Source organism: Saccharopolyspora aridisoli (assembly GCF_004348445.1).
GTDB lineage: Bacteria > Actinomycetota > Actinomycetes > Mycobacteriales > Pseudonocardiaceae > Saccharopolyspora > Saccharopolyspora aridisoli.
Window position 1 is genome coordinate 41,980 of record NZ_SMKV01000023.1, and the last position, 20,364, is coordinate 62,343.

General features: G+C 69.7%; 20 protein-coding genes. 10 read left to right on the top strand and 10 right to left on the bottom strand.

All coding sequences use genetic code 11. The features are described from left to right. Positions 1-15 precede the first annotated feature (15 nt). Complete coding sequence (locus E1161_RS18240) at positions 16-1,299, top strand: Nramp family divalent metal transporter (RefSeq protein WP_235875131.1); 1,284 nt, start codon at positions 16-18, stop codon at positions 1,297-1,299. On the opposite strand, the gene E1161_RS18245 is transcribed toward E1161_RS18240, so the two are convergent. Further along, positions 1,296-2,300, bottom strand: a complete 1,005-nt coding sequence (locus tag E1161_RS18245) for a tetratricopeptide repeat protein (protein WP_132624847.1) — start codon at positions 2,298-2,300, stop codon at positions 1,296-1,298. The two genes, E1161_RS18240 and E1161_RS18245, sit on opposite strands and share 4 nt — an antisense overlap. A gap of 363 nt (positions 2,301-2,663) precedes the next feature. On the opposite strand from E1161_RS18245, the gene E1161_RS18250 reads away from it, so the two are divergent. Then, positions 2,664-3,551: a LysR family transcriptional regulator gene (locus E1161_RS18250; protein ID WP_132624849.1), complete on the top strand. Its 888-nt coding sequence runs from the start codon at positions 2,664-2,666 to the stop codon at positions 3,549-3,551. A gap of 9 nt (positions 3,552-3,560) precedes the next feature. Here E1161_RS18250 and E1161_RS18255 read toward each other — a convergent pair whose 3' ends face one another. The 3 genes from E1161_RS18255 to E1161_RS18265 all read right to left on the bottom strand — a co-directional run bounded on the left by E1161_RS18255 (position 3,561) and on the right by E1161_RS18265 (position 6,112). Then, positions 3,561-4,304: an SDR family oxidoreductase gene (locus tag E1161_RS18255; protein ID WP_132624851.1), complete on the bottom strand. Its 744-nt coding sequence runs from the start codon at positions 4,302-4,304 to the stop codon at positions 3,561-3,563. Positions 4,305-4,332: 28 nt separating this feature from the next. Then, positions 4,333-5,088 carry an oxidoreductase gene (locus tag E1161_RS18260; RefSeq protein WP_132624853.1) on the bottom strand — a complete coding sequence of 252 codons (756 nt, stop codon included), beginning with the start codon at positions 5,086-5,088 and terminating at the stop codon, positions 4,333-4,335. Between the two features lie 208 nt (positions 5,089-5,296). Then, positions 5,297-6,112: an oxygenase MpaB family protein gene (locus tag E1161_RS18265; protein ID WP_132624855.1), complete on the bottom strand. Its 816-nt coding sequence runs from the start codon at positions 6,110-6,112 to the stop codon at positions 5,297-5,299. A 237-nt stretch (positions 6,113-6,349) separates the two neighbouring features. Between E1161_RS18265 and E1161_RS18270 the strand changes: the two genes are divergently transcribed. The 5 genes from E1161_RS18270 to E1161_RS18285 all read left to right on the top strand — a co-directional run bounded on the left by E1161_RS18270 (position 6,350) and on the right by E1161_RS18285 (position 9,503). Further along, positions 6,350-6,808, top strand: coding sequence for an AMP-binding protein (locus tag E1161_RS18270; RefSeq protein WP_235875133.1), 459 nt, complete (start codon positions 6,350-6,352; stop codon positions 6,806-6,808). Further along, entirely contained in the window at positions 6,700-6,972 is a 273-nt protein-coding gene (locus tag E1161_RS28155) for a hypothetical protein (RefSeq protein WP_235875139.1), read from the top strand. The genes E1161_RS18270 and E1161_RS28155 overlap by 109 nt, the downstream gene beginning before the upstream one ends. A 117-nt stretch (positions 6,973-7,089) precedes the next feature. After that, entirely contained in the window at positions 7,090-7,710 is a 621-nt protein-coding gene (locus tag E1161_RS18275; RefSeq protein ID WP_207920291.1) for a TetR/AcrR family transcriptional regulator, read from the top strand. 267 nt (positions 7,711-7,977) lie between these two features. Continuing rightward, positions 7,978-8,631: an ABC transporter permease gene (locus tag E1161_RS18280; protein ID WP_235875137.1), complete on the top strand. Its 654-nt coding sequence runs from the start codon at positions 7,978-7,980 to the stop codon at positions 8,629-8,631. After that, complete coding sequence (locus tag E1161_RS18285) at positions 8,610-9,503, top strand: oxygenase MpaB family protein (protein ID WP_132624857.1); 894 nt, start codon at positions 8,610-8,612, stop codon at positions 9,501-9,503. The genes E1161_RS18280 and E1161_RS18285 overlap by 22 nt, the downstream gene beginning before the upstream one ends. Before the next feature lie 597 nt (positions 9,504-10,100). Here E1161_RS18285 and E1161_RS18295 read toward each other — a convergent pair. Further along, a complete protein-coding gene (locus tag E1161_RS18295; protein WP_165939857.1) occupies positions 10,101-10,583 on the bottom strand; it encodes a GAF domain-containing protein in 483 nt (160 codons plus the stop codon). 285 nt (positions 10,584-10,868) lie between these two features. On the opposite strand from E1161_RS18295, the gene E1161_RS27285 reads away from it, so the two are divergent. Beyond that, positions 10,869-11,033 (top strand): hypothetical protein, encoded by a 165-nt coding sequence (locus tag E1161_RS27285; RefSeq protein WP_165939858.1) that lies wholly within the window; start codon positions 10,869-10,871, stop codon positions 11,031-11,033. A 214-nt stretch (positions 11,034-11,247) separates the two neighbouring features. Here E1161_RS27285 and aztD read toward each other — a convergent pair whose 3' ends face one another. Genes aztD through aztB form a run of 4 tightly spaced genes read right to left on the bottom strand, consistent with a single transcriptional unit; the run spans position 11,248 to position 15,368 of the window. Next, entirely contained in the window at positions 11,248-12,408 is a 1,161-nt protein-coding gene (aztD, locus tag E1161_RS18300; protein WP_132624863.1) for a zinc metallochaperone AztD, read from the bottom strand. Between the two features lie 25 nt (positions 12,409-12,433). Then, positions 12,434-13,345: a zinc ABC transporter substrate-binding protein AztC gene (aztC, locus tag E1161_RS18305; RefSeq protein ID WP_132624865.1), complete on the bottom strand. Its 912-nt coding sequence runs from the start codon at positions 13,343-13,345 to the stop codon at positions 12,434-12,436. Further along, complete coding sequence (locus tag E1161_RS18310; RefSeq protein WP_132624867.1) at positions 13,342-14,499, bottom strand: hypothetical protein; 1,158 nt, start codon at positions 14,497-14,499, stop codon at positions 13,342-13,344. The genes aztC and E1161_RS18310 overlap by 4 nt, the downstream gene beginning before the upstream one ends. Then, positions 14,496-15,368: a zinc ABC transporter permease AztB gene (gene aztB / locus E1161_RS18315; protein WP_132624869.1), complete on the bottom strand. Its 873-nt coding sequence runs from the start codon at positions 15,366-15,368 to the stop codon at positions 14,496-14,498. Before aztB ends, E1161_RS18310 begins: the two co-directional genes overlap by 4 nt. 78 nt (positions 15,369-15,446) lie before the next feature. Here aztB and aztA point away from each other — a divergent pair, with 78 nt between their 5' ends. Then, the gene (gene aztA, locus E1161_RS18320; protein WP_235875134.1) at positions 15,447-16,148 is read left to right on the top strand and encodes a zinc ABC transporter ATP-binding protein AztA; all 702 of its coding nucleotides are present in this window, start codon (positions 15,447-15,449) and stop codon (positions 16,146-16,148) included. Positions 16,149-16,269: 121 nt separating this feature from the next. Here the strand turns inward: aztA and E1161_RS18325 are convergent, their stop codons facing one another. Continuing rightward, positions 16,270-17,388 (bottom strand): hypothetical protein, encoded by a 1,119-nt coding sequence (locus E1161_RS18325; RefSeq protein WP_235875135.1) that lies wholly within the window; start codon positions 17,386-17,388, stop codon positions 16,270-16,272. A 237-nt stretch (positions 17,389-17,625) separates the two neighbouring features. Here E1161_RS18325 and E1161_RS18330 point away from each other — a divergent pair, with 237 nt between their 5' ends. Then, positions 17,626-20,280 carry a glycosyl hydrolase family 65 protein gene (locus tag E1161_RS18330; protein WP_132624873.1) on the top strand — a complete coding sequence of 885 codons (2,655 nt, stop codon included), beginning with the start codon at positions 17,626-17,628 and terminating at the stop codon, positions 20,278-20,280. Positions 20,281-20,364: the final 84 nt, after the last annotated feature.

The following is a 20,364-nucleotide window of genomic DNA, read 5'->3' on the forward strand; positions in this document are numbered from 1 at the left end:
GGGTGAGGAAGCACGATGTCCGACGCAGTACCCGCCCGGTCGAACAACGGGCCCAGCGACACCTCCGGTTCCGCTTCGGTCGGCAGTGGCCGCCGAATCCTGCGGATGCTGGCCCTGATGGGGCCTGCCTTCATCGTCGGCGCCTGGCAGTTCGGGCCGGGCAACCTCACCGCGGCGGTGCAGGCCGGCAGCCGCTTCGGCTACTCGCTGATTTGGGTCATCGCCATCTCCACAGTGCTGATGCTCATCTACGCCGACATGAGCATCCGCATCGCCCTCGTGTCGAAGGGCTCCGTCATCCAGACCATCAAGGAGCACCTCGGCCATTGGGTCGGCGGGCTCGCCGGGTTCGGCGTCTTCGCCATCAGCCTGATGTTCTCCGTCGGCAATGCCGTCGGCTCGGGCCTGGGGCTGTCGCTGGTGTTCGGCGGCTCGCCGATGTGGTGGACGCTGGCGTGCACGACCGTCGTCGTCGGCATCCTCTTCGCACGACGGCTCTACACCCTCATCGAGAAGCTCGTGCTGATCATCGTCGCGGTCATGGCGGCATCGTTCGTCGCCACCGCGATCATCGCCCGGCCCGACTGGGGAGCCGCCGCCATCGGGTCCGTCGTCCCGGTCGTGCCCGCAGGAGTCGGTCTGCTGATCGTCGCCCTCGTGGGCACCAACTTCTCAGTCAACGCCGCGTTCTACGCCGGCTACGCCTCACGTGAGCGCGGACTGCGCCGCGATCAGCACCGCGAAACCACCATCGCCGACACCATTCCCGGCATCGTCGCACCCGGGATCATGACCGCCCTGGTCATCATGGCCGCAGCCGCAGTCCTGCCCGGCGTTGGCGGCGAGGACGGCGCCACGCTCAAGCAGTTCTCCACCGTCCTCACCCCGCTCGCCGGCGAAATCGGGCGGACCATCTTCTCACTCGGCTTCACCGGCGCCGCTCTCTCGGCGATGATCGCCAACGCAACCGCAGGAGGCACCCTGCTCTCCGACGGCCTCGGCTTCGGCAACCAACTCGCCTCGTGGCGAGTCCGTACCGGCATACTGGGCGTGCTCGGCTTCGGCGCCCTGGTCACCGTTCTGGCCCGGGGTGAGTCGCCGGTCCAGCTCATCATCGCCGCCCAAGCGTTGACGGTCGTCGTTGCACCTGTCCTGGCGGTGTTGCTCGTCGTTCTTGCCAACCGGAGCGGCCTGATGGGCGACCTCCGCAACAGGTGGTGGCAGAACGGTCTGGCCGCCATCGGACTCGTCGCGATCGCCGCCGTCTGCTACCAGCTGGTGGTCACCACCATCTCCTAGTCGAGGAGTTCGCGACGGGCGGCTTGGGCCATGTCGGCTGCGTGGTGCAGACCGCTGTCGGTGAAGCGGGTGTGGAGGGCCGAGAGCGCCTGATCGGTTTCAGCGGGTGCGGCCCCTCGGCGGGCTCGGCTCTTGACGAGGCCGAGTCGGGCGAGGGCTTCGCCGCGGGGTTCGCTGATGCGGGCGAACTCCTCGACGGTGTCGCGGTAGACCCGCTCGGCTTCGGCGTAGCGGCCTGCCCGGTAGAGGACGTTGCCGCGCATCTTGTGGTTGTAGGCCAGGGCCGCTTCCAATCGCATGTCCCGGCACGTGCGTTCGGCGTCGGCCAGCAGGTCCAGGGCCTCGTCGGGTTCGCCGCGCAGCGAGGTGAGGTCGGCGATGCCACGCAGTGCCCAGGCCCGTCCCCGCTGGTCGGCGCCGTCGGTGGCGATCTGGCAGGCCTCGGTGAACATGGCCAGCGCGGTGTCGTAGTCGCCCCCGTGCCGGTGGATCTGCGCGATCCCCTCCAGCGCCCACACGACGTGCCTCGGCTGCCCGACCTCCCGGGCCTCGGCCAGCAGCTGCTCGTGGAGGCGCAGCGTTCCGGCGAAATCTCCTCGCACGCGGCCCGTTTCGGCGAGCCCGGCCAGCGCGTACCCCCGCGCCATGGGATCGGTGCCGCGCTCGGCGGCCTCGACCGCGCGGGTCAGCAGGCGGTGCGCCAGCACGTAGCGCCCGCGCTGCCGGGCGAGGGTGCCGCCGCTCCACAGCGCCCAGGCCATCGCGTCCTGGTCGCCGGCACCTCGTGCGGTGCGGTAGCTGGCGCGCCAGGCGCGTTCAGCGCGCTCCACTCTGCCCAACCGCCTGCACGCCTCGGCGATGGCCAGCAGCGCGCCCGCGCGTTCGCCCGGCGTGGTCGCCGCCGCGTCGTGCCGTTCGGCCTGTTCGAGCACCTCGTCCAGCGACGCGTTCACCGACAACGCCGCGAGGCCACCCCGGTACTCATCCGCCTTGGCGTGCATGGAACTCCCTCCAGTAGACCGACCACACCGGTCCGCGAGGGGGAACGGCATGATCATTCCTACTGAGGACGCTACGGAGAACACGACCCCCGCGACCTCAGGTCTCACCCCGGGAACCGCCCCGAGGCCCCCTAGGGGCCGCCCCGTACATCGAAAGTCGGTCTCCCCCTACCACTCACCCCACCCGACCGCCGCAAGAGCGCAGAAGGCCCCACCAAGCTCCCCAGCTCACGGCCCACCATGAGCACTCCACACCCGGTAGCGAACACGGCAGCAATCCGTGCACCGATCACGGCCGTGCTCCGGGAACAGGTTCTGGGTGCGGGGTGTTTAGGCCTGGTGGGTCTCGTGGAGGGGAAGCCGATGAGTCTTCGTCAGTTCGAGTACGCCTTGGCGGTCGCCGAGGAGGGGTCGGTGACGGCTGCCGCCGAGTCGCTGCGCGTCGCCCAGCCGTCGGTGTCGCAGCAGATCCGGGGGCTGGAGCGCGAGCTCGGGGTGACGCTGTTCGCCCGGACCCCGAGCGGGCTGGTGCCGACCTCGGCCGGGCGGGCGTTCCTGCGGGAGGCCGAGGTCGCCGTGGTCGCAGCGCGGCGGGCGAGGGCGACGGCGCGAGCCGGTGATGAGGAGCTCGTGGGCGAGCTGGTGGTCGCGGCGCAGATGGGCTTCGGCACGCGCCAGCTGCCCAGCGCGCTGGGAGCTCTTGCGCGACGGTTCCCGCGCGTGGAGGTCACCGTCTTCGAGGAGCCGAACTCCGCCGAGCTGGAACGGTTGTACCGGCGCGGTTCCTTGGACCTCTCCCTGATGGCGGCGTGCGAGCGGAGTCCCGAGCGCGCGCACCACCTCGGTGACGAGGCGTTCGTGGTGGTGCTCGGTGAACAGCATCCGCTGCTCACCGCCGACAAGGTCGATCTCCAGGACCTGGCGAGCGAACCGTGGCTGCGGTTCGATCGTGACAGCGCCCTCGACGGCGTGCTGCACAGCGTGCTGCGGGACAACGACCTGACCCCGGCCACGGCGGCACGCGTGACCCAGACCGCAACGGCCGTCCGCTGGGCCGCCCACGGCCTGGGCGTCGCGCTCGTCCCCGCCTCAACGGTGCCCGACGGCTACAGGCACCTGATCCGCCCGGTCTCGCCGGTGGTCGCGCAGCCCGTCATCGCGGTGCTGCGCCCCACCCCGGGCCCGGCGGAGTCGGCCCTGCTCGACCTCCTGCACCGGGAGCCGTGGCACCTCCCGGCTCCGCCAGCCTGACCGCGTTGCTCAGAGCTGGGTGAGCCCGCCGTCGACCGGGAGTTCCACACCGGTGGTGAAGGTGGCGTCGAAGGCCAAGAACGCCGCGGCCGTGGCGATCTCGTCGGGATTGCCGAACCGTCCCATCGGGTTGTCGGCCATCACTCGTGCCTTGATCCGGTCGGCTTCCTGCTGGCTCATGCCCTTCTCGAGGATTCCCGTGTCGACCGGTCCCGGGCTGATGGCGTTGACGCGGATGCCGCGCGGGAGCAGTTCGGCGGCGAAGGTGCGGGCCATCGAGCGCATCGCGGCTTTGCCCGCCGCGTAGGCGCTCACGGCCGGCATGCCCATGACGTTCGCCGCCGAGGTGGTGAGGACGACCCCGGCACCCGGGTTCAGCAGCGGCGCGAGCTTCTGCACGGTGAAGTAAGCGCCCTTGACGTTGACGTCGAACTGCTCGTCGTAGGCCTCCTCGGTCATCGACTCCAGCAGCACGGAGCGCGCGACCCCCGCGTTGACGAACAAGCCGTCGATCGTGCCGAGTTCGCGCTTGACCCGCTCGGCCAGCCCGTCCAGGTCCTCCAGCGACGAGACGTCGCCGCGAATGGGCACCGCGTTGTCGCCGAGCCGTTCCTGAGCGGCGTCGAGCGAGGCCTGCGAGCGGCCGGTGATCGCCACCCGCGCTCCACCGTGCACGAGGAGCTCCGCCATGGAGAATCCCATTCCGCTCGCACCGCCGGTGATCACCGCGCTCTTCGTCGAACGGTCGACCATTTCATCCCCTCGATCCTTCACCTGGTACTCAGCCTCGGTGGAATTCGCCGCCGTCGGCGATCAACTTGCTCCCGGTGACCCAATTCGCGCGATCCGAAGCGAGGAACAGAACTGCGTTCGCGATGTCCTCGGGCCTGCCGTCGCGGCCCAGCGGGACCGGCGCGCCGTCCTGCCCCGGCTCCAGCCGCGCCCACTGCTGTCGCGTCTGCTCGCCGCCGGGGGTGGTGACTCGGCCGGGAGTGACGGTGTTGACGCGGACCCCGTGCGGGGCCAGGTCCGAGGCGAGCCCGCGGCTGTAGGTCTCGAGCGCCATCTTCGCCGCCGCGTAGTGCAGGAACTGCGGCGGCGGGCTGTAGATCGCCGCCGAGGAGATGTGCACGATCGCCCCCGTTCGCCGCTCTCGCATCCCCGGCACGAGCAGGGCGTCCAGGCGCACCGCGGCGAGGAAGTTCAGGTCCAGCGCGTCCTGCCACTCCTCGTCGGGGATGGCGGTGGCGTCTTCGTGCGGCTGCGCGCCGCCAACGTTGTCGACCAGCACGTCCACTCCACCCAGCACGTGCCGCGCCGCGTCCGCGAGCTCCTGCGCCCCCGCGCGGGTGCGCAGGTCGGCGGTGACGAGCGCGGCCCCGTCCGGCGCACTGGTCGCGGTCCTGGCCGTCGTGAGCACCTGGGCACCGGCGTCGAGGAGACCGCGCACGACGGCCTCTCCGATCCCGCGGGTGCCACCCGTGACCAAAGCCCGCTTGCCCCTGAACTCCTGAATTCCACTTCCGAACGCGTGCATGTCGCCGCACCTCTCATCAATGACTCGACTCGGCGAATTCCAGGGCGGGGGTTTCATCGCGTGAACGCCGCGCCGAGTGATTTCACGCTACGTCCGGAAAAGCCGTGTGATCAAAGACGAAGATGCAGCGGAGGCCATAGGCGAGTCCTATGGCCTCCGCGCGACGGGCAGCTCTGACCGGAACCGTTCGTTCGCTTGCCCGGCCAGTTCAGACCAGGGGCTTGCCCGCGCGCATGCGGCGGCGCAGGTCCCAGAGGTAGTAGTTGTAGGGGAAGCGGCGCAGGGGGCTCGGGAGGCGCAGCGCAACGGCGCCGATCGCCCGCGTGAGTCGGTCGAAGCGTCGCTGGTCACGGTTGTTCCAGGTCAGCCCCATCTGGTGGCGGAAGGTCTGGGGCAGGAACCCGGTGGTGATGAACTTGTTGAACGGCGCGAGCGGAACGCGCAGGACCGCCGGGAGGAAGCGGAGTTCCGCGATGTCGAGGAGGTGCCTCCGGACGGGCTCGTCGATGCGGACCTCGGCGAGGTTCTTCTCCCAGTAGTCGTCGAACTCGGCTCGGGTCGACGGCCACATCTCTGGCTTGACCTGCAGCGTCGTGCCCAGCGGGGCGGAGGCGGCGTAGATGGCCTCGCGGCGGTCGGCCGGGATGGGACGCCCCGTCATGGCCACGAAGGTATCCTCGTACCCCTTGTAGAGGCAGGCCGCGACCCACAGCTGGAGCTCCGGGTCGAAAGCGTTGTAGGACACCGGGCTCGACTCCCCGGAACGCACTCGGGCGTGGGAGCGGTTCACCGACCTGCGATACGCCTTCTTCTCCTCCGCCGTCCCCAGCGTCGCCACCGACAGGTAGGTGAAGGTGGTGCGCGTGCGCTTGTACGGGCGATTGAACAGGTTTCCGCTGTCCACTGTGCTCTCCAGGACTCCGTAGCCGACCCCCGGTCGTCCCAGTTGCATGATGACGTTCGCCGCCCCGGCCATCAGTCCCGCTCCGACGATGACGTCGTCGACCTCTTCCACCGGTGTCATGGCCACCTCCCTGTCGCCGCTGGGCCCAGTCCTGACCCCGTCAAAAAATCATGACTTCTGTTGTCTTCATGTCAATAGGTCCGAGTGGGTTACTCATGGACTGCAGGAACGCCGCTGGAAGATGTTTCCTGACTTCGCGAACGATCGAGCGACGGCTGTTGACATCCGGGCAACAGCCGGTTCAGCGTGTGTCGACGCAGTACGTGCGCGCCTGGTTCACAACGGAGGGAACATGCCGTGACCACAGCTGAGCAGGTACGCCGGTCAGTCGAGGGGCTGACCATCCCCGCGCTGCTGCGCCGCAACGCACAGGACTTCCCCGACCACCCAGCGCTCACCAGCGGGATCGGCCCGAACACCACGACCCTGACCTGGTCGCAGCTGCGCACCGAGGTCAGCGCGCTGACGCGTGGGCTCACCGCTCTGCGCCTGCGACGCGGCGACCGCATGCTCATCGCGATTTCCAAGCGGCCCGAGCACTGGGTCTGCGACCTGGCGGCGATCCACATCGGCGCGCTGCCCTGCACCACCTACGACACGCTGAGCACCGAGCAATCCACTTCGTCGCCCAGCACAGCAACGCTGCGGTGCTGGCCCTGGAGGGCGCCTGGGCCAAGGCCAACGGCATCGGCACCACCGACCTCGACGAGATCGCCGCCCATCCCGAGGTGCGCGCGGCGCTGGACGAGGCGGTGACGGCTGCCAACCCGAACCTCGCCCGGGTGGAGCAGATCAAGACCTACCGAGTCGTGGCAGGCCCGTGGACCGCCGAGTCCGGCGAGCTGACGCCGAAGCTCAGCCTGCGGCGCACGGTGATCGCCGAGCGCTACGCCGAAACCATCGAGGGGATGTACCGGTGAGGTGTTGGCGGTGGGCCAACACCGCGCGACCCACCTCCGACCAGCACTGCTCGCCGCGTGAGCAAGACCGCTGCGGTACCTTTTTGACGTCGGAGCAGTCACCTGTGAGGAGTCGAGATGAACGCCCAGCGCCCGGTCCAGCGGCGACGGATGGAGCCCGACGCGCGGCGCGCCGAGATCCTCGCGGTGGCCCGCAAGCTGTTCGGCGAGGGCAGCTTCTCGACTGTGTCCACTTCGGACATCGCGGCCGAGGCGGGCGTGGCGCGGGCGCTGATCAACCACTACTTCGGCAGCAAGCGCGAGCTGTACCTGGAGGTCGTGCGGCAGATGATGGTCATCCCGGCCTCGGTCTCCGAGCGGCTTCCCCCGACGACGGCCGAGGAGAGGTTGTCGATCTGCGTGGACCGCTGGCTGGACGTCGTGGAGCGCAACCGCGACATGTGGCTCTCGGCGATCGGTGCGGAAGCCATCGGGCACGACGACGAGGTCGAGCGGATCATGCTGGAGGCGGACGAGATCGCGACCGACCGCGTGCTGGAGGCTGCGATGATGGCCGATGTCGCGGTCGGGCGCGAGAAGCTGCGCGGGATGATCCGAGCGCACAGCGCCATGCTCAAGGCCGCTTCCCGGGAGTGGCTGGTGCGCGGCAGCCTCAGCCGCAGCGACCTGCACGTCATGCTCACCCGCACGGCGCTGCACCTGGTGAACACGGTCTTCCCCGCCGTGCGCGACGCCTGAGCCGGAACCGGTTGCCCGCCGGCGTCCTTCCACGCGATCCTGCCCAACGGGTCTGCGTGGCAGGTTCACTCACCTCGACGACGGGGGAGCAGCGGATGACCCGATCTCCAGGGCCCGTCGCAGGCTTCAAGCCGGACTGCTGGTGGACTTCGGAGCCAGGACCGTCGCGGCGACCGCGCGGTTCTGGCGCGAGCGCGGCTGGCCTGGCGGGAGTGCCTGCACCAGGTGCACTTCCTGGCCGCGGTCACCACTCTTCCCGCGCTGCTGGTGACGATCCCGTTGGGGGTCGTGGTGGCGCTCAACGTCGGATCGTTGGCCAGCCAGATCGGCGCTGAGGGGTACGGCGGGGCGGTGGTGGCCTTCGTGGTGGTCGGCCAGGCCGCTCCTCTGGTGTGCGCGCTGATTGTGGCCTGTTCCAAGGGGATGCCAGAACCAGGCCACCTCGCAAGGAACGGTCCTCACCGCGGCCACGGTCGAAGCCGACCAGAACCGGGCGGTCATCGCACTCTTCGTCGATCAGGAGATCACCAACAGGAACGACCCGGAACCCCGCATCGACCGGAACCGCATGCGGATGACACTCATCCACGAGAACGGCCGCTGGCTCATCGGAGGAATCGAACTCCTCTAACCCACGTCCGACCCGCCCAACACCCCCGATCACCCGAAACACCCGCCGAGGGGCATCATCGGTCAGGACTCTTGGCATGGCGTGGCCTCCGTGGCTGCGATGTAGCTGTGGCGGAGTCTGCGACTCTATTGTCTCGCTGTCAACAACCATGGCTACCTAGACGGCGACTAGCACGAGATTCATTCTTCACCAACATGTTCCGCACTGTTGACCGTCGCCCAACAAGGAGCTACTTTCGATCTACGGGATGCGACGGGAGGTACCTGAGATGCGGCGCTTCGACCGCCTGAAGACGATCCTCGCGATGGACCCCGAGCGGGATTGCGATGAGATCTACCGATTGCTCTCCCAGTACGAATTCCCCTGGGACTTCACGCGTTCCCTGGAACTCGCGCTGTTCCGCACCTACGCGGTCCCGACGATCGGCCGACTGCTCGACCGCACCGGCGAGTTCACCCGCTGCACGCAGAAGCGCTACGACGACACCGTCCTGGTGCTCTACGAAATCCTCATCCCGAATTCCGAACGCTCGCGCGAGCAGGCGGTGGACCACCTCAACCAGATCCACTGGCGCTACCGGATCAGCAACGACGACTACCTCTACACGCTGGCAACGTTCGTGGTCATGCCCGTGCGCTGGATCAACGAGTTCGGCTGGCGCGCACTGCACCCCCACGAGATCCGTGCGCTGACGACGGTGTGGCGCCGGATGGGCGAGGACATGCGCATCGAGGCCATCCCGGAGACCTACGCGGAGTTCGAGCGCCTGCTCGACGACTACGAGCGCGACCGCTTCGCCTTCAACGACGGCGGCAGGCGCGTCGCCGACTCCACCATGCGCCTGTTCGGTTCCTGGTTCCCGCGTCCGCTGTCGGGCCCGGTCAGCGACGCGACCCGCCTCCTGATGGCCCCGCACCTGCTCGACGCGCTGAACATCCCCCGGCCTCCCGGAATCGCCCGCCGAGCCGTCCGGCACGCCCTCAAGGCCCGGGGCCAACTCCTCCGACTCGGCCCACCCCGTCCGGATTCCAACCCGGTCATCCCCCGCCCGGCCAGCTACCCCGACGGCTACCGCCTCGCAGACCTCGGGCCGGACTCCTTCCACCGCAACCGTTCCCGGCGCGACGCCCCACCTCCGGCGGCCTGCCCGGTTCCCCGGTGACACCAGGGGAACTCCACTCCTCGCGTCCGGCCGGTTCGCACGCGAGGTGAGCACCCTCTCGGTCGCCGTCGGGGTGGGTGTGCTGAGCCGGACGCTGGATCGCCTGGCAGTCGGGCCCGCAGTTCGCTCACATGGACGGACCCGACGGGGCCAGTGACCTGATCCCCTGCCCCTTTCCTCCTCCTGGTCGGCGAGGCGGTCGCAGATCGCTTTCGGTGGGGGGCTCTGTGATCAGCGGGGACCTCGCCAAGTCCTGCGGTAACCCTCGCGAACCTCCCCACCGACGAGCTCGAGGACCTGGCTGGCTGCTGCGGTCAGCGCCGCCGCGTCGCCGGACTCGCACAGCTGGTGGTGTCCCTGGAGCAGTGCGGCGCCGCGCGCATGGTCGGCTTGGAGCAGACGTCGGGGCAGCCACTTGCCACCGCCGACCCAAGCTCCGCGGTGGTCGCAGAGCAGATCAGCGGCGGCGTGGAGCACGTGTCCGCCGAGCGACCGCTTGGACCTCGTGCGCGTGGAAGAGCGCCTGCAGCGCTTCGCGGTCGGCGCGCTCGACGGACTCCCGTCCCGCTGCGGACCGCGAGAGCGCAGCGTCGGGCATCACCGCGCGAGTTCGGCGATCTGCTCCGTCGAGGAGCAGTTGAGCGCGACGGCCGCGTGGGATGCGAGGATTCGTCCGTACTGCTCACACAGGGTTGTGAAGCCGTACGGTTGGGTGGAATAGAGGTCCAGAGCCGCGATCCCGTCCTGCTCCGCGTAGAGCTGGTACCCGATCATGCTTCCGATCCCCAACTGCCGCGCGCCCGGGATGAAGTGCGGCCACCGCTTGTCGGTGCGCATGTCCACGACGCGGTACGACGTCTCCTCCCAGGCGGCGTCGAAGCACGGGCCTTCCTTCAGCTGCCCCTGGAGGTGGTTGGTTTCGACGACCAGGGTGCTGCTGGCCATCGCCGTGACGACCTCCTTCTCGAACACCAGCAGGACGCCTGAGTAGTGGCACGACGGCACGAGCTCCACCGCCAGGCTGGTGATGCGGGCCAGGATGTTCGGCAGCGTCCGCTCCACGTGGATCGCCCGCGCCATTGATTCCATCGTCTGTGGAATTTCTTCCTTCGTCTTGTCGAACCACATCCCCAGCACCTCCGACCTCACTACCCGGGCCCTGAACTCGTTCGTCGACGACCTGGGGTTGTTAGAGCACCCCTGGACCCCGGTTACCCGGCATGCCGCTCCACATGCGGTACCCGGCACGAACAAGCCGCCCCTCGCGCAACAACCAACGCACGCGCCACATGCGGTCCAAGCAGCGGGACGTCGGCTCCGGGGTGATCGGAGCGGTGCCGAAGAGGCCTTCCGCACCGCTTCCCGATGCACCTCTCCGGTGCCTGCGGTTGTTCGGGCGGTAGCGCGGCACGTCCGAGACGTGATTCCCGCGAGGGCCGGGGTGACGTCTACGAGGTCGAGCCCCTCGACACCCCCGACCACTACCTGTTCCCCGAGGTCGTCCCGCGCTGCCGCAGCGCCCGAGAGTGACGCCGCCAACGGGAGGCACCGAGGTCAGGTAGGGCGCGATGTAGGTGTGACCTACGACCTCCGCGACGATCCCGACGGCGCCCGCACCCGGGCTCTGCTCGGCAACCGCATCACCGACCTGGAACTCGTGAACAGCTCACATCCACGTCCGCCCGCTCGAGCGCCGAACACAGGGCCGACATCGATCCGATGCCGGCCCCTCCCCGGTTCAGCGTCAGTGACCCGCCAGCGGCGTTGCGATCTCGTTCGGCGACCGGGGGAGCGCGCCGGTCGCGATCTCCTGACCGGAGGCGATGTCGATCGCGTGGATCTCCCGCTTGGCCGGGTCGGTCACGTACGCCGTGCCGCCGCGGACGAACAGCGCCGGGCGGGGCTGCTGCCACTCCAGCGGCTCCTCCCACTGGCCGATCACCGGGATGCTGCGGACCACGCGGGCCTGAATTGGGTCGATCACGTGCAGCTGACCGTCGGTGCCCAGCACCAGCGCCTCACCGGCCGGGCCGCGGCCCAGCGAGCGGAAGGTGTAGCTGGTGCCGAGGTCGACCAGCTTCAGCGAGGAGTCCGCGGTGTTGACCAGCGCGACCTGCTGCGGGCGTTCGAGTTCCGCGTGCTCGTCCTGCTTGTAGTCGCCGAGCACGACCGGCGAGCGCTCGCTGCCCGCCTGGTTGCCGATCCGCCCGTACGGCGTGGGGCTGGTGATCTTGGTGATCGCGCCGCCGCTGTAGACCAGCGCACCGTTCTCGCAGCCGATGACCACGGCCTCGCCTTGCGCGACGGCCTCGCCGTGCACGCCGGGGCAGTCCTCGTTCCGGGTGATCTCGTGGCGGTGCTCGTCGAGGACCGCGATGCCGGTGCGGTCCTCCTCGTTGCCCAGCGACAGCACCATCTGGCCGTTGGACAGCTCGACCGCGACGCCGTGGTGGGCCTCGGCGGCCGTGTGCTTGTCGGTGGCCGGCTTGCCGGCGAGCTCGGCTGTGTCGAACGAGGTCACCTCGCCCGTCCCGTCGGAGAACAGGACCGTGCGGCCGGCGTTGCGCACCACGTGACCCGGCTCGGGAGCCGGGAAGTGCACGTCGGTGAGCTGGGCGCGCACGGCGTTGAGCGCTTGGAAGCCCGTCGAGGTCGACACCATGACGTGCTCGGCGTCGCCGGCCGGGTTGAGCCGGTTGAAGCCCGGCAGCGGGATGTCCTCGGCCACGGCCAGGGTCCTCCCGTCGAGCACCAGGACACCGCCGTCGTAGGTGGTCACGATCGGGTCGGGCACGGCGGGGCCGGACCCGGCGGGCGCGGCGGCCTGCTGGGCGCCGGAACCGCACGCGGTCAGGGCCAGCGCCATCGTGGCGATGGCCACGGGTGGGCGAACCGGTTTCACCATGGTCTTCTCTCCTTCTCCGAGGGGGTCAAGCGCCGAGCCCGGAGGCGATCGCCTCGGTGTTCGCGCGGGTCATCTCCAGGTAGGTGGCGGCGCCCCCACCCGGCTCGCTCAGCGATTCGGTGAACAGCGGCGTCACGCGGACGTCGATGCCGGCCTGCTCGGCCAGCACCCGCGCCAGCCGGTCCGGCTGCGAGGAATCGGCGAAGATCGTGCGCACGTTCGCGCGGCGGACGGCGTCGGCCAGCGACGACAGGTCGGAGGCGCTGGGCGAGGCCAGCGTCGTGCCGCCGGGGATCACGGCCCCGATCACCTCGAACCCGTAGCGCTGGGCGAGGTAACCGAACACGTGGTGGTTGGTGACGAGCTTGCGCTGCTCGGGCGGGATGCGCTCGAACCGCTGCGCCGTCTCGGCTTCGACCGCCAGCACCTGCTGCTGGTACTGCGCGGCGCGGGTTCTGACCGCCGCCGCGTCGATGCCGTCGACGTGCGCCACGACCTGGTCGGCGATCAGGTCGACGGCGCGGGCGACTCGCGACGGGTCGGTCCAGAAGTGCGGGTCCGGTTGGGTATCCGGTCCGGCGATCTCCAACGGGTCGACGTGCTCGGCGACCGCGAAGGCCGGAACGCCTTCCCCGACCGCGGCCTGGACGTTGCGCTGCACGCCGCCCTCCAGTCCGAGTCCGTTGTGCACCACGAGGTCGGCCTGTTCGAGTTCGGCGGCCTGCTGCGCGGAGATCCCGAACGAGTGCGGGTCGGCTCCGGGCGTCATCAGCACCGACACCGGCACCTGGTCACCGACGATCTGCCGCGTGATGTCGCCGAGGATGTTGGTCGTCACGACCACGTTGGGCCGCTGCTGCGCTCCAGCGGAGCAGGCGGTGAGGATCAGCAGCGCGGTGATCAGCGCGAGGACCGCGCGGGGTGCGGTGCGCTTCATCGGCCGGTCTCCACCACGTGCGCGGCTTGCCCGCCCAGCCGGAAGCTGCGGGCGATGCGCAAGCCGTCGTTGTAGTCGATCTCGTGCACGGTTCCCGCGACGACGTCGTTGACGTACGCCCGCGACGTGTCGACCTGGATGCTCGGCGGCGGACTGCCGGGCGGGATGACTTGGTTGCGGGCGATCTCGGTGCCGTCCTCCCGGTAGGCGCGCATCGTCCCGTCGGTGCCGACGGCCAGCAGCGAACCGCCCGCACCGACGGCGTTGACCGCCGCCACCGGGCCCGTGGGCACGTGCTTCCAGTACCGCGACGACAGGTCCAGCAGCCACGCGCCGTCCTCACCCGCCAGCGCGGCCAGGGTGTCGCTGCCGGGACGCTGGTGGAACGCGCTCGCGCGAGGAGCCGCACCCGGCGGGTAGGAGACCTTCTCGCCGAGGAACTGCCCGTCGGCGGTGGTGACGAGCAGCGCTCCGCCGGCGCACCCGAACACCACGCCGCGACGCGTCACCGCCGTTCCGGCGGGTTCGGGGCACGGCTCCGGGATGCGGCCGGTTTCGGCGCCGGCGCGGTCCAGGACGCGCACCGCGTCGCCGGACATGGCGAGGACGTGCTGCTCGAAGGGCACGGCGACGGTCCCGGGCTCGACGCGCAGGTCGGCCACCCGCTCGATCCGGCCCTTCTCCAGCGGCTCTCGGTTCAGCAGCACCGTCGCCCCGTCGGCGCCGGACAGCGCGACGATCACCTTGTCGCTCTGCGCCTGCACGGGCGTGGCGAGCGGGACCTCACCCAGCTCGCGGATCTCCGCGCGGTAGTGGTGGATGTGGTCGCCGTGATCGACCGTCCACGCGCCGCTGTCGACGACGTGCACTGAATCCGCGTCCGACACGTAGCCGAAGCGGCCGTCGGTGACGACGTCCCGGACTCCCGGAACGGGTTCGAGGTCCCGGGTCTCCTCGGTGAGCAGGTCCAGCACGCGCAGCGCTCCCCCGCCCTCGGCGACGATCAGCCGGGACTGCACCTCGGCGGTTTCCTCGGCGCCTTCGACGTAGCCGTGCGGCACCGGTGGTGGCGGTGGTGGTGGTGGCTGCGAGCATGCGCTGAGCGCCAGCGCGGCCAGTGCGATCGAGAACCCCTGTAAGCGGCGACGTTTCACGCGACCGGCTCCTCCAACTTCGAATCGTGCTCTGTTCGGGTGGTCAGCGCCCGTCCCCGGTCGCGCAGCGCGGACAGCAGGGCGGACAGGAAGAACAGCGCCACCGAGGTGGCGGCGATGCTGGCCCCGGCGGCGGTCCCCCAGTGCCACGAGGCGAGCAGCCCGAGCACCGTCGAGGCGGCGCCGAAAGCGGCGGCACCGGCCATCACCAGCGGAACCCGGTCGGCCCACAGGGTTGCGGCAGCGGGCGGGGCGATCAGCAGGCCGAAGACCAGCAGCGTGCCGACGACCTGGAAGCACATCACCATCGCCATCGTCACCAGCCCGGTCATCAGCAGGCCAGCCAGGCGCGGGCGCATCCCCAGCGTGTGCGCCTTGCGCGGGTCGAAGGTCAGCGCCAGGAACGGGCGGTAGGCGGCGACCGACACGACGGCCGCGACGACCAGGGCGACGACGAGCCGCACCAGGTCGCCATCTGTCACGGCGAGCACGTCGCCGAACAGGAACCCGGTCAGGTCCACGGCGAAGGACTTGGAATGCGACACGACGATCACACCGGTCGCCAGCATCCCCACGAACAGCAGCCCGATGCCGGTGTCGCGCGACAGCCACCGCGATCGGTCCAGCGCCGACACACCGGCGGCCATCGCGCCGGCGCTCAACCCCGCCCCCAGCAGCAAGTCTCCGCCCAGCGCGGACGCGATCGCCACGCCCGGCAACATGCCGTGGGACATCGCGTCCGTCAGGAAGGCCATGCCCCGCAGCACGACCCAGGTCCCGGCGAGGGCGCAGATGACCGACACGAGCACACCGGCCCACAGCGCGCGCTCCACGAAGGAGACCCCGAACGGGACGAATAGCCAATCCATGACGCTCAACCTATAGTGGAAATGATTGTCGTTCCCAACACTGTGGCGTGACTTCGCCCACTCCCCGGAGAGGAAATCGTGAGCAGCGTGCCGCGAACCGCCATCGCACTCAGCCGGATGAAGGCTGGACACCAGGGAAAACAGGTTCTCGACATCGACTCGGCGGAGATCCCGGCAGCCCGGTTGACCGCCGTGGTGGGCCCCAACGGCGCCGGCAAGTCCACCCTGATGGCCGCGCTCGCGGGCACGTTGCCCAGCAACGGTGCGCAGCGCAACGACTACCAGGGGCGACCAGCGTTCGTTCCGCAGCACAGCGCGATCCCGGAAGCACTGCCCTGCACGGTCTTGGACGCCGTGGCGATGGGCCGGTGGGCCGAGCGCGGACCGTGGCGCAGGCTCAACGCGGCGGACCGCGCGGCCATCGGTGACGCGATGGACCGGCTGGAGGTCACGCACCTGGCCAAGTTGCGCATGAGCGCGCTCTCCGGCGGTCAGCGGCAGCGCGTCCTCGTCGCGCAAGGGCTCGCGCAGCACGCGGAACTGCTGCTGCTCGACGAACCCGACGCGGGCGCCGACCCGAAGGCCCGCGGTCTCATCACCGACGCCGTCCGGTCCGAAACGCGGTCGGGCCGCACGGTCGTCCAGGTGACGCACGACCTCGCCGAAGCGCGCCAGGCCGACCACTGCGTCCTGCTGCACCGAGGCCGCGTCCACGCGGCGGGCGCCCCGGAGGACGTCCTCACACCCACCACGATCACCGAGGTATGGGCACCCTCCTGATCAGCGCTGACCCCACGACCGTGGGAACTTCGCGAAGAAGGCGCGGAAACCGCCGTTCCGAGCGAGGGCCTCGAACCGCACCGCCGTGCCGCCGCCACGCGAAACCAGTGGGAACCAACGCCTACCCGTTCTGGGCGCGTTTGAAGTCCTCCAGCCAGGCGTAGTTGGGGGCGGCCGCGCCGTTCGGTTCGGGTCGCACGGTCGCGGACGCGTAAATGCTGTTGAGCAGCCACGGGGTGCTCTGGGCATCGAAGTCGTCCCCGGACATCGCCGCGTCCTGGCCGATTCCGCAAGTGGCCACGGCGAGCTTCCCGGTGGCGCGGAACTTCGCCATCTGCTCGCTGAGGTAGTGCTTGTTGCTCTCGAACCACGGGCTTTCGCGCAGCAGGTCGTACCAGCGCTGCTTCGGGAAGGGCTTCTTCAGCGCGTTGCGGATGACCTGCCAGACCTCGGTGTCGGCCGGAACCCCGTACTTCTCGGCGTAGGCGGCCGGGATCTTGTCGGAGAGGTGGTCCTTCCACAGGTGCACCAGGGAGAACTCGGTGACGAGGAACTTCTTGTCGCCGAGCTCCGGCACGATGTAGTCGAGGTACGCCTGGGCTCCGTCAGGCTTGTCGACGTGCGGGTGGATGTCGGTGCCTTCGATCTCAGGCGTGTCGCGGACGTACTCCATCCAGCGGTCCGTACCGCTGTTGATCCACTCGTCGGGTTCGTCGAGGTGGTTCAGCGAACCCATGTAGAGGACCGTCTTGCACCCGTTGGGGAAGTTCCTCGCACGGTAGTCGATGACGTGCGCGGCCACGGTCTCGTAGAAATCGTTGATCGCGCCGTTGGTCCGATCAGCCTCCGGGCATTCGATGAACGGCTCGTTGCCGATGACGAGAACGTCGACCTCGTCCACCACCTCGGGCAGCACTTCGTCGACCCTGGTCAACTCCTTTGCCATCTCCTCGCTGCCCGGGCGAGGAATTCTGTCGTGCGAATGCGGAAAATAGGGGAACTTCAGCGAAAGCACGGCACCGTACTCGCGGTCAACCGCCTCCAGCAGCGTTCTGATCGCACGGTTGTCAGCCGGGGCCTCCTCGTCGAAATCGGGCATCGCCGCGAACCCGCGCACCCAGGTCGCCTCGGCGCGCTCCAGCCCTGACCAGGTCATGATGCTCGGGTCTCCGTTGAAGTTCGCCCCGAGAACTCCGGTGGGGGAGCTCAACCGCGCGGCGCCGGCGGCCTCGTTCGTCATCGGCCGCATGCCGCAGGACGCGGCTCCGAAAGCGGCGGCACCGGCCGCTGCCGTTAAAGTGATCAGTCGCCGTCGCGAATAGGAGCCCATGCGTCCACATATACGCGACACGCACTTCGCGCACTCGCCATTCCCAAGATCGCGAACATGATCGACACCACCTGGACTTGACGAGCGAATGCCTTCGAAGCAGTATTCCCGATCACCATCCGAAATCGAACACAGGAGTTGACTCGGGTGAAACTGCATCGTTCAAGCAGCGTGCTGGGCGCCGCGCTGCTGGTCACCGCGGGCGCGGTCGTGCCCATCGCAGGCGCCGCCCCGGCCGAGCCGCCTCCGCGCTGCGCGAGCGACGACACGTGGGAGATGTCGACCGACGAGTTCGACCCCGCCTACACCGCGCACGCCTTCGTGGGCAACGGCTACCTCTCACAACGCGTGCCGCCCACCGGTGCCGGCTACGTCGCGACCGGCGAGAAGACCGGGTTCCCGCTTGAAACGCCTCGCTACGACGGCGCTTTCGTCACCGGCCTCTACGGCGAAGGCCCCAGTTCGCAGAGCGACGTTCCCCGGCACGCCATCGCGGCCATTCCGACCTGGTCGTCGCTGACCGTCCGCGCGGGTGAGCACACCTTCACCCCGCAGACGCCGCCGGAGCAGATCTCGAACTTCCGCCAGTCGCTGAACGTCCAGTGCGGTGTCGTGTCGACGTCGCTGACCTGGACCGCGCCGGACGGCAAGGTCACAGACCTCTCCTACGACGTCGTCGCCGACCGGACCAACCCGCACGTCGGAGCCGTCCGCGCGCGAGTTGCTCCGCGCTGGTCGGGGCAGGTCGAGGTGGCCGGCGCGATCGAGGGCGCGGGCGCCCGCCGGATGCACCCGACCGCGGGGAAGGCCGAGGGCCAGACCGTGCGCGTCGGTTTCGAGACCGACGGCGTCGGCGCTCGCGGCACCGTCGCGTCCACTCTGGTCGCACCCGACGACGTGCGCACGACCTCCCACCAGCGCGTCGGCGGCCTCGATGCCGAGCAGGAGGTCAGCTTCGACGCGCAGCGGGGCCAGACCTACGAGTTCGGCAAGTTCGTCGGCGTCGACACCGCGCTGACCACCCCGGATCACGAGGCCGCCGCCGTCAAGGCCTCGCAGGAAGCCGCCGAGCGCGGTTGGGACGACCTCTTCGGCGCCCACACCGCTGCGTGGAAGCGGTTGTGGGAGGCCGACATCCGCGTCCCGGACCGCCCGGACCTGCAGAAGTCGTTGCGCTCCAGCAAGTACGCCATCCTGTCGAGCATCCGCGGAGGCCAGGACACCAGCGTCGCTCCCGCGGGGCTGAGCAGCGACAACTACGCGGGCCTGAACTTCTGGGACACCGAGCTGTGGATGTACCCGAGCCTGCTGCTGCAGCACCCCGACATCGCCAAGTCCGTCGTGGCCTACCGCGAGAAGACGCTGCCCGCCGCGCGTGCCAACGCCCGGTCCATCGGCCAGCAGGGCGCGTTCTACCCGTGGACCAGCGCCGACAGCGGTGACCTGCAGAAGGACTGCCACAGCTGGGATCCGCCGCACTGCCTGACCCAGAACCACCTGCAGAGCGACATCGCGCTGTCCACCTGGCAGTACTACCTGGCCACAGGGGACCGGGCATGGCTGCGGGAGCACGGCTGGCCGGTGTTGCGCGGCGTGGCCGAGTACTGGGCCGGGCGCGTGACGCCCAACGCCGACGGCACCTTCTCGATCAACAACGTCGCGGGCCCGGACGAGTACAGCAACGGCGTCAACGACGGGGTGTTCACCAACGCGGGCGCGGCCACCGCGCTGCGGCACGCCACCGAGGCCGCGCGGCTCCTCGGCGAACCCGCTCCCCCGGAGTGGAACGCCATCGCCGACTCGGTGCGGATGCCCTTCGACCAGCAGGCGCAGGTGTTCCAGCAGTACGACGGGTACGCGGGTCAGCGGATCAAGCAGGCCGACGCGGTACTGCTGCAGTACCCGCTGGAATGGCCGATGCCCAAGCAGGTCGCGCAGAACACGCTCGACCACTACGCACCGCGCACCGACCCCGACGGACCGGCGATGACCGACTCCGCTCACGCCATCGACGCCGCAGCCATCGGCGAGCCCGGCTGCGCCACCAACACATACCTCGACCGGTCGATCCGGCCGTTCGAGAAGGACCCGTTCGCCCAGTTCTCCGAGGCGCGCGGCGAACGGGCCGGTGAGGGGGCGGGCGCTCCGACGTTCAACTTCCTCACCGGTGCTGGCGGCTACACGCAGGTCTTCACCCACGGGCTGACGGGCATGCGGTGGCGCGGCGACGAGGTCGTCCTCGACCCGACGCTGCCGCCACAGCTCGGCGAGGGCGTCGAGCTGACCGGGCTGAAGTGGCAGGGTCGCACGTTCGACGTCCGCATCGGCGGCCACCAGACGACGGTGGTCCTGCGCAGCGGTGACCCGTTCACCGTGCAGGCCCCGGAGGGCGAGCACGTGGTCAGCGAGGCGCAGCCGCTGATGCTCAAGACCCGCAGGCCGGATCTGGAGCCGACCGACAACCTGGCGCGCTGCAAGTCGGCGGAGGCCACCAGCGAGGAACCCGGCCGCTACGCCGAAGCAGCCGTCGACGGCAACACGGCCACGCCGTGGCACCTCAACGGCCCGCAGGGCTCGGCGACGGTCGACCTCGGCGCAGCGCAGCGGATCTCGCAGATCACTCCGCGGTGGAGCGAGACCGCCCCGACCTCGCACCGCCTGCTGACCTCGGTCGACGGCCGCACGTTCACCGAGGTCCCGGCGGAGCTGCCGGAGGGCCACCTGGCCCGCTACGTCCGAGTCGAGCTCACCGGCCCCGAGGGCCCGGACCACACCGGGCTCGCAGAACTCGAGGTGCGCTGAGCGCAGACCGACCCCGTGGTGCCACCGGCGGGAACCTCCGCCGGTGGCACCACGGACAACCCCGGAAGCACACCCCGTCGCCGG

Coding starts and splice junctions, on each gene's coding strand:
- E1161_RS18240 (WP_235875131.1), top strand. CDS start 16: ATGTCCGACGCAGTACCCGCCCGGTCGAACAACGGGCCCAGCGACACC.
- E1161_RS18245 (WP_132624847.1), bottom strand. CDS start 2,300: ATGCACGCCAAGGCGGATGAGTACCGGGGTGGCCTCGCGGCGTTGTCG.
- E1161_RS18250 (WP_132624849.1), top strand. CDS start 2,664: ATGAGTCTTCGTCAGTTCGAGTACGCCTTGGCGGTCGCCGAGGAGGGG.
- E1161_RS18255 (WP_132624851.1), bottom strand. CDS start 4,304: ATGGTCGACCGTTCGACGAAGAGCGCGGTGATCACCGGCGGTGCGAGC.
- E1161_RS18260 (WP_132624853.1), bottom strand. CDS start 5,088: ATGCACGCGTTCGGAAGTGGAATTCAGGAGTTCAGGGGCAAGCGGGCT.
- E1161_RS18265 (WP_132624855.1), bottom strand. CDS start 6,112: ATGACACCGGTGGAAGAGGTCGACGACGTCATCGTCGGAGCGGGACTG.
- E1161_RS18275 (WP_207920291.1), top strand. CDS start 7,090: ATGAACGCCCAGCGCCCGGTCCAGCGGCGACGGATGGAGCCCGACGCG.
- E1161_RS18285 (WP_132624857.1), top strand. CDS start 8,610: ATGCGGCGCTTCGACCGCCTGAAGACGATCCTCGCGATGGACCCCGAG.
- E1161_RS18295 (WP_165939857.1), bottom strand. CDS start 10,583: ATGGCGCGGGCGATCCACGTGGAGCGGACGCTGCCGAACATCCTGGCC.
- E1161_RS27285 (WP_165939858.1), top strand. CDS start 10,869: ATGCACCTCTCCGGTGCCTGCGGTTGTTCGGGCGGTAGCGCGGCACGT.
- aztD (WP_132624863.1), bottom strand. CDS start 12,408: ATGGTGAAACCGGTTCGCCCACCCGTGGCCATCGCCACGATGGCGCTG.
- aztC (WP_132624865.1), bottom strand. CDS start 13,345: ATGAAGCGCACCGCACCCCGCGCGGTCCTCGCGCTGATCACCGCGCTG.
- aztB (WP_132624869.1), bottom strand. CDS start 15,368: ATGGATTGGCTATTCGTCCCGTTCGGGGTCTCCTTCGTGGAGCGCGCG.
- E1161_RS18325 (WP_235875135.1), bottom strand. CDS start 17,388: ATGACGAACGAGGCCGCCGGCGCCGCGCGGTTGAGCTCCCCCACCGGA.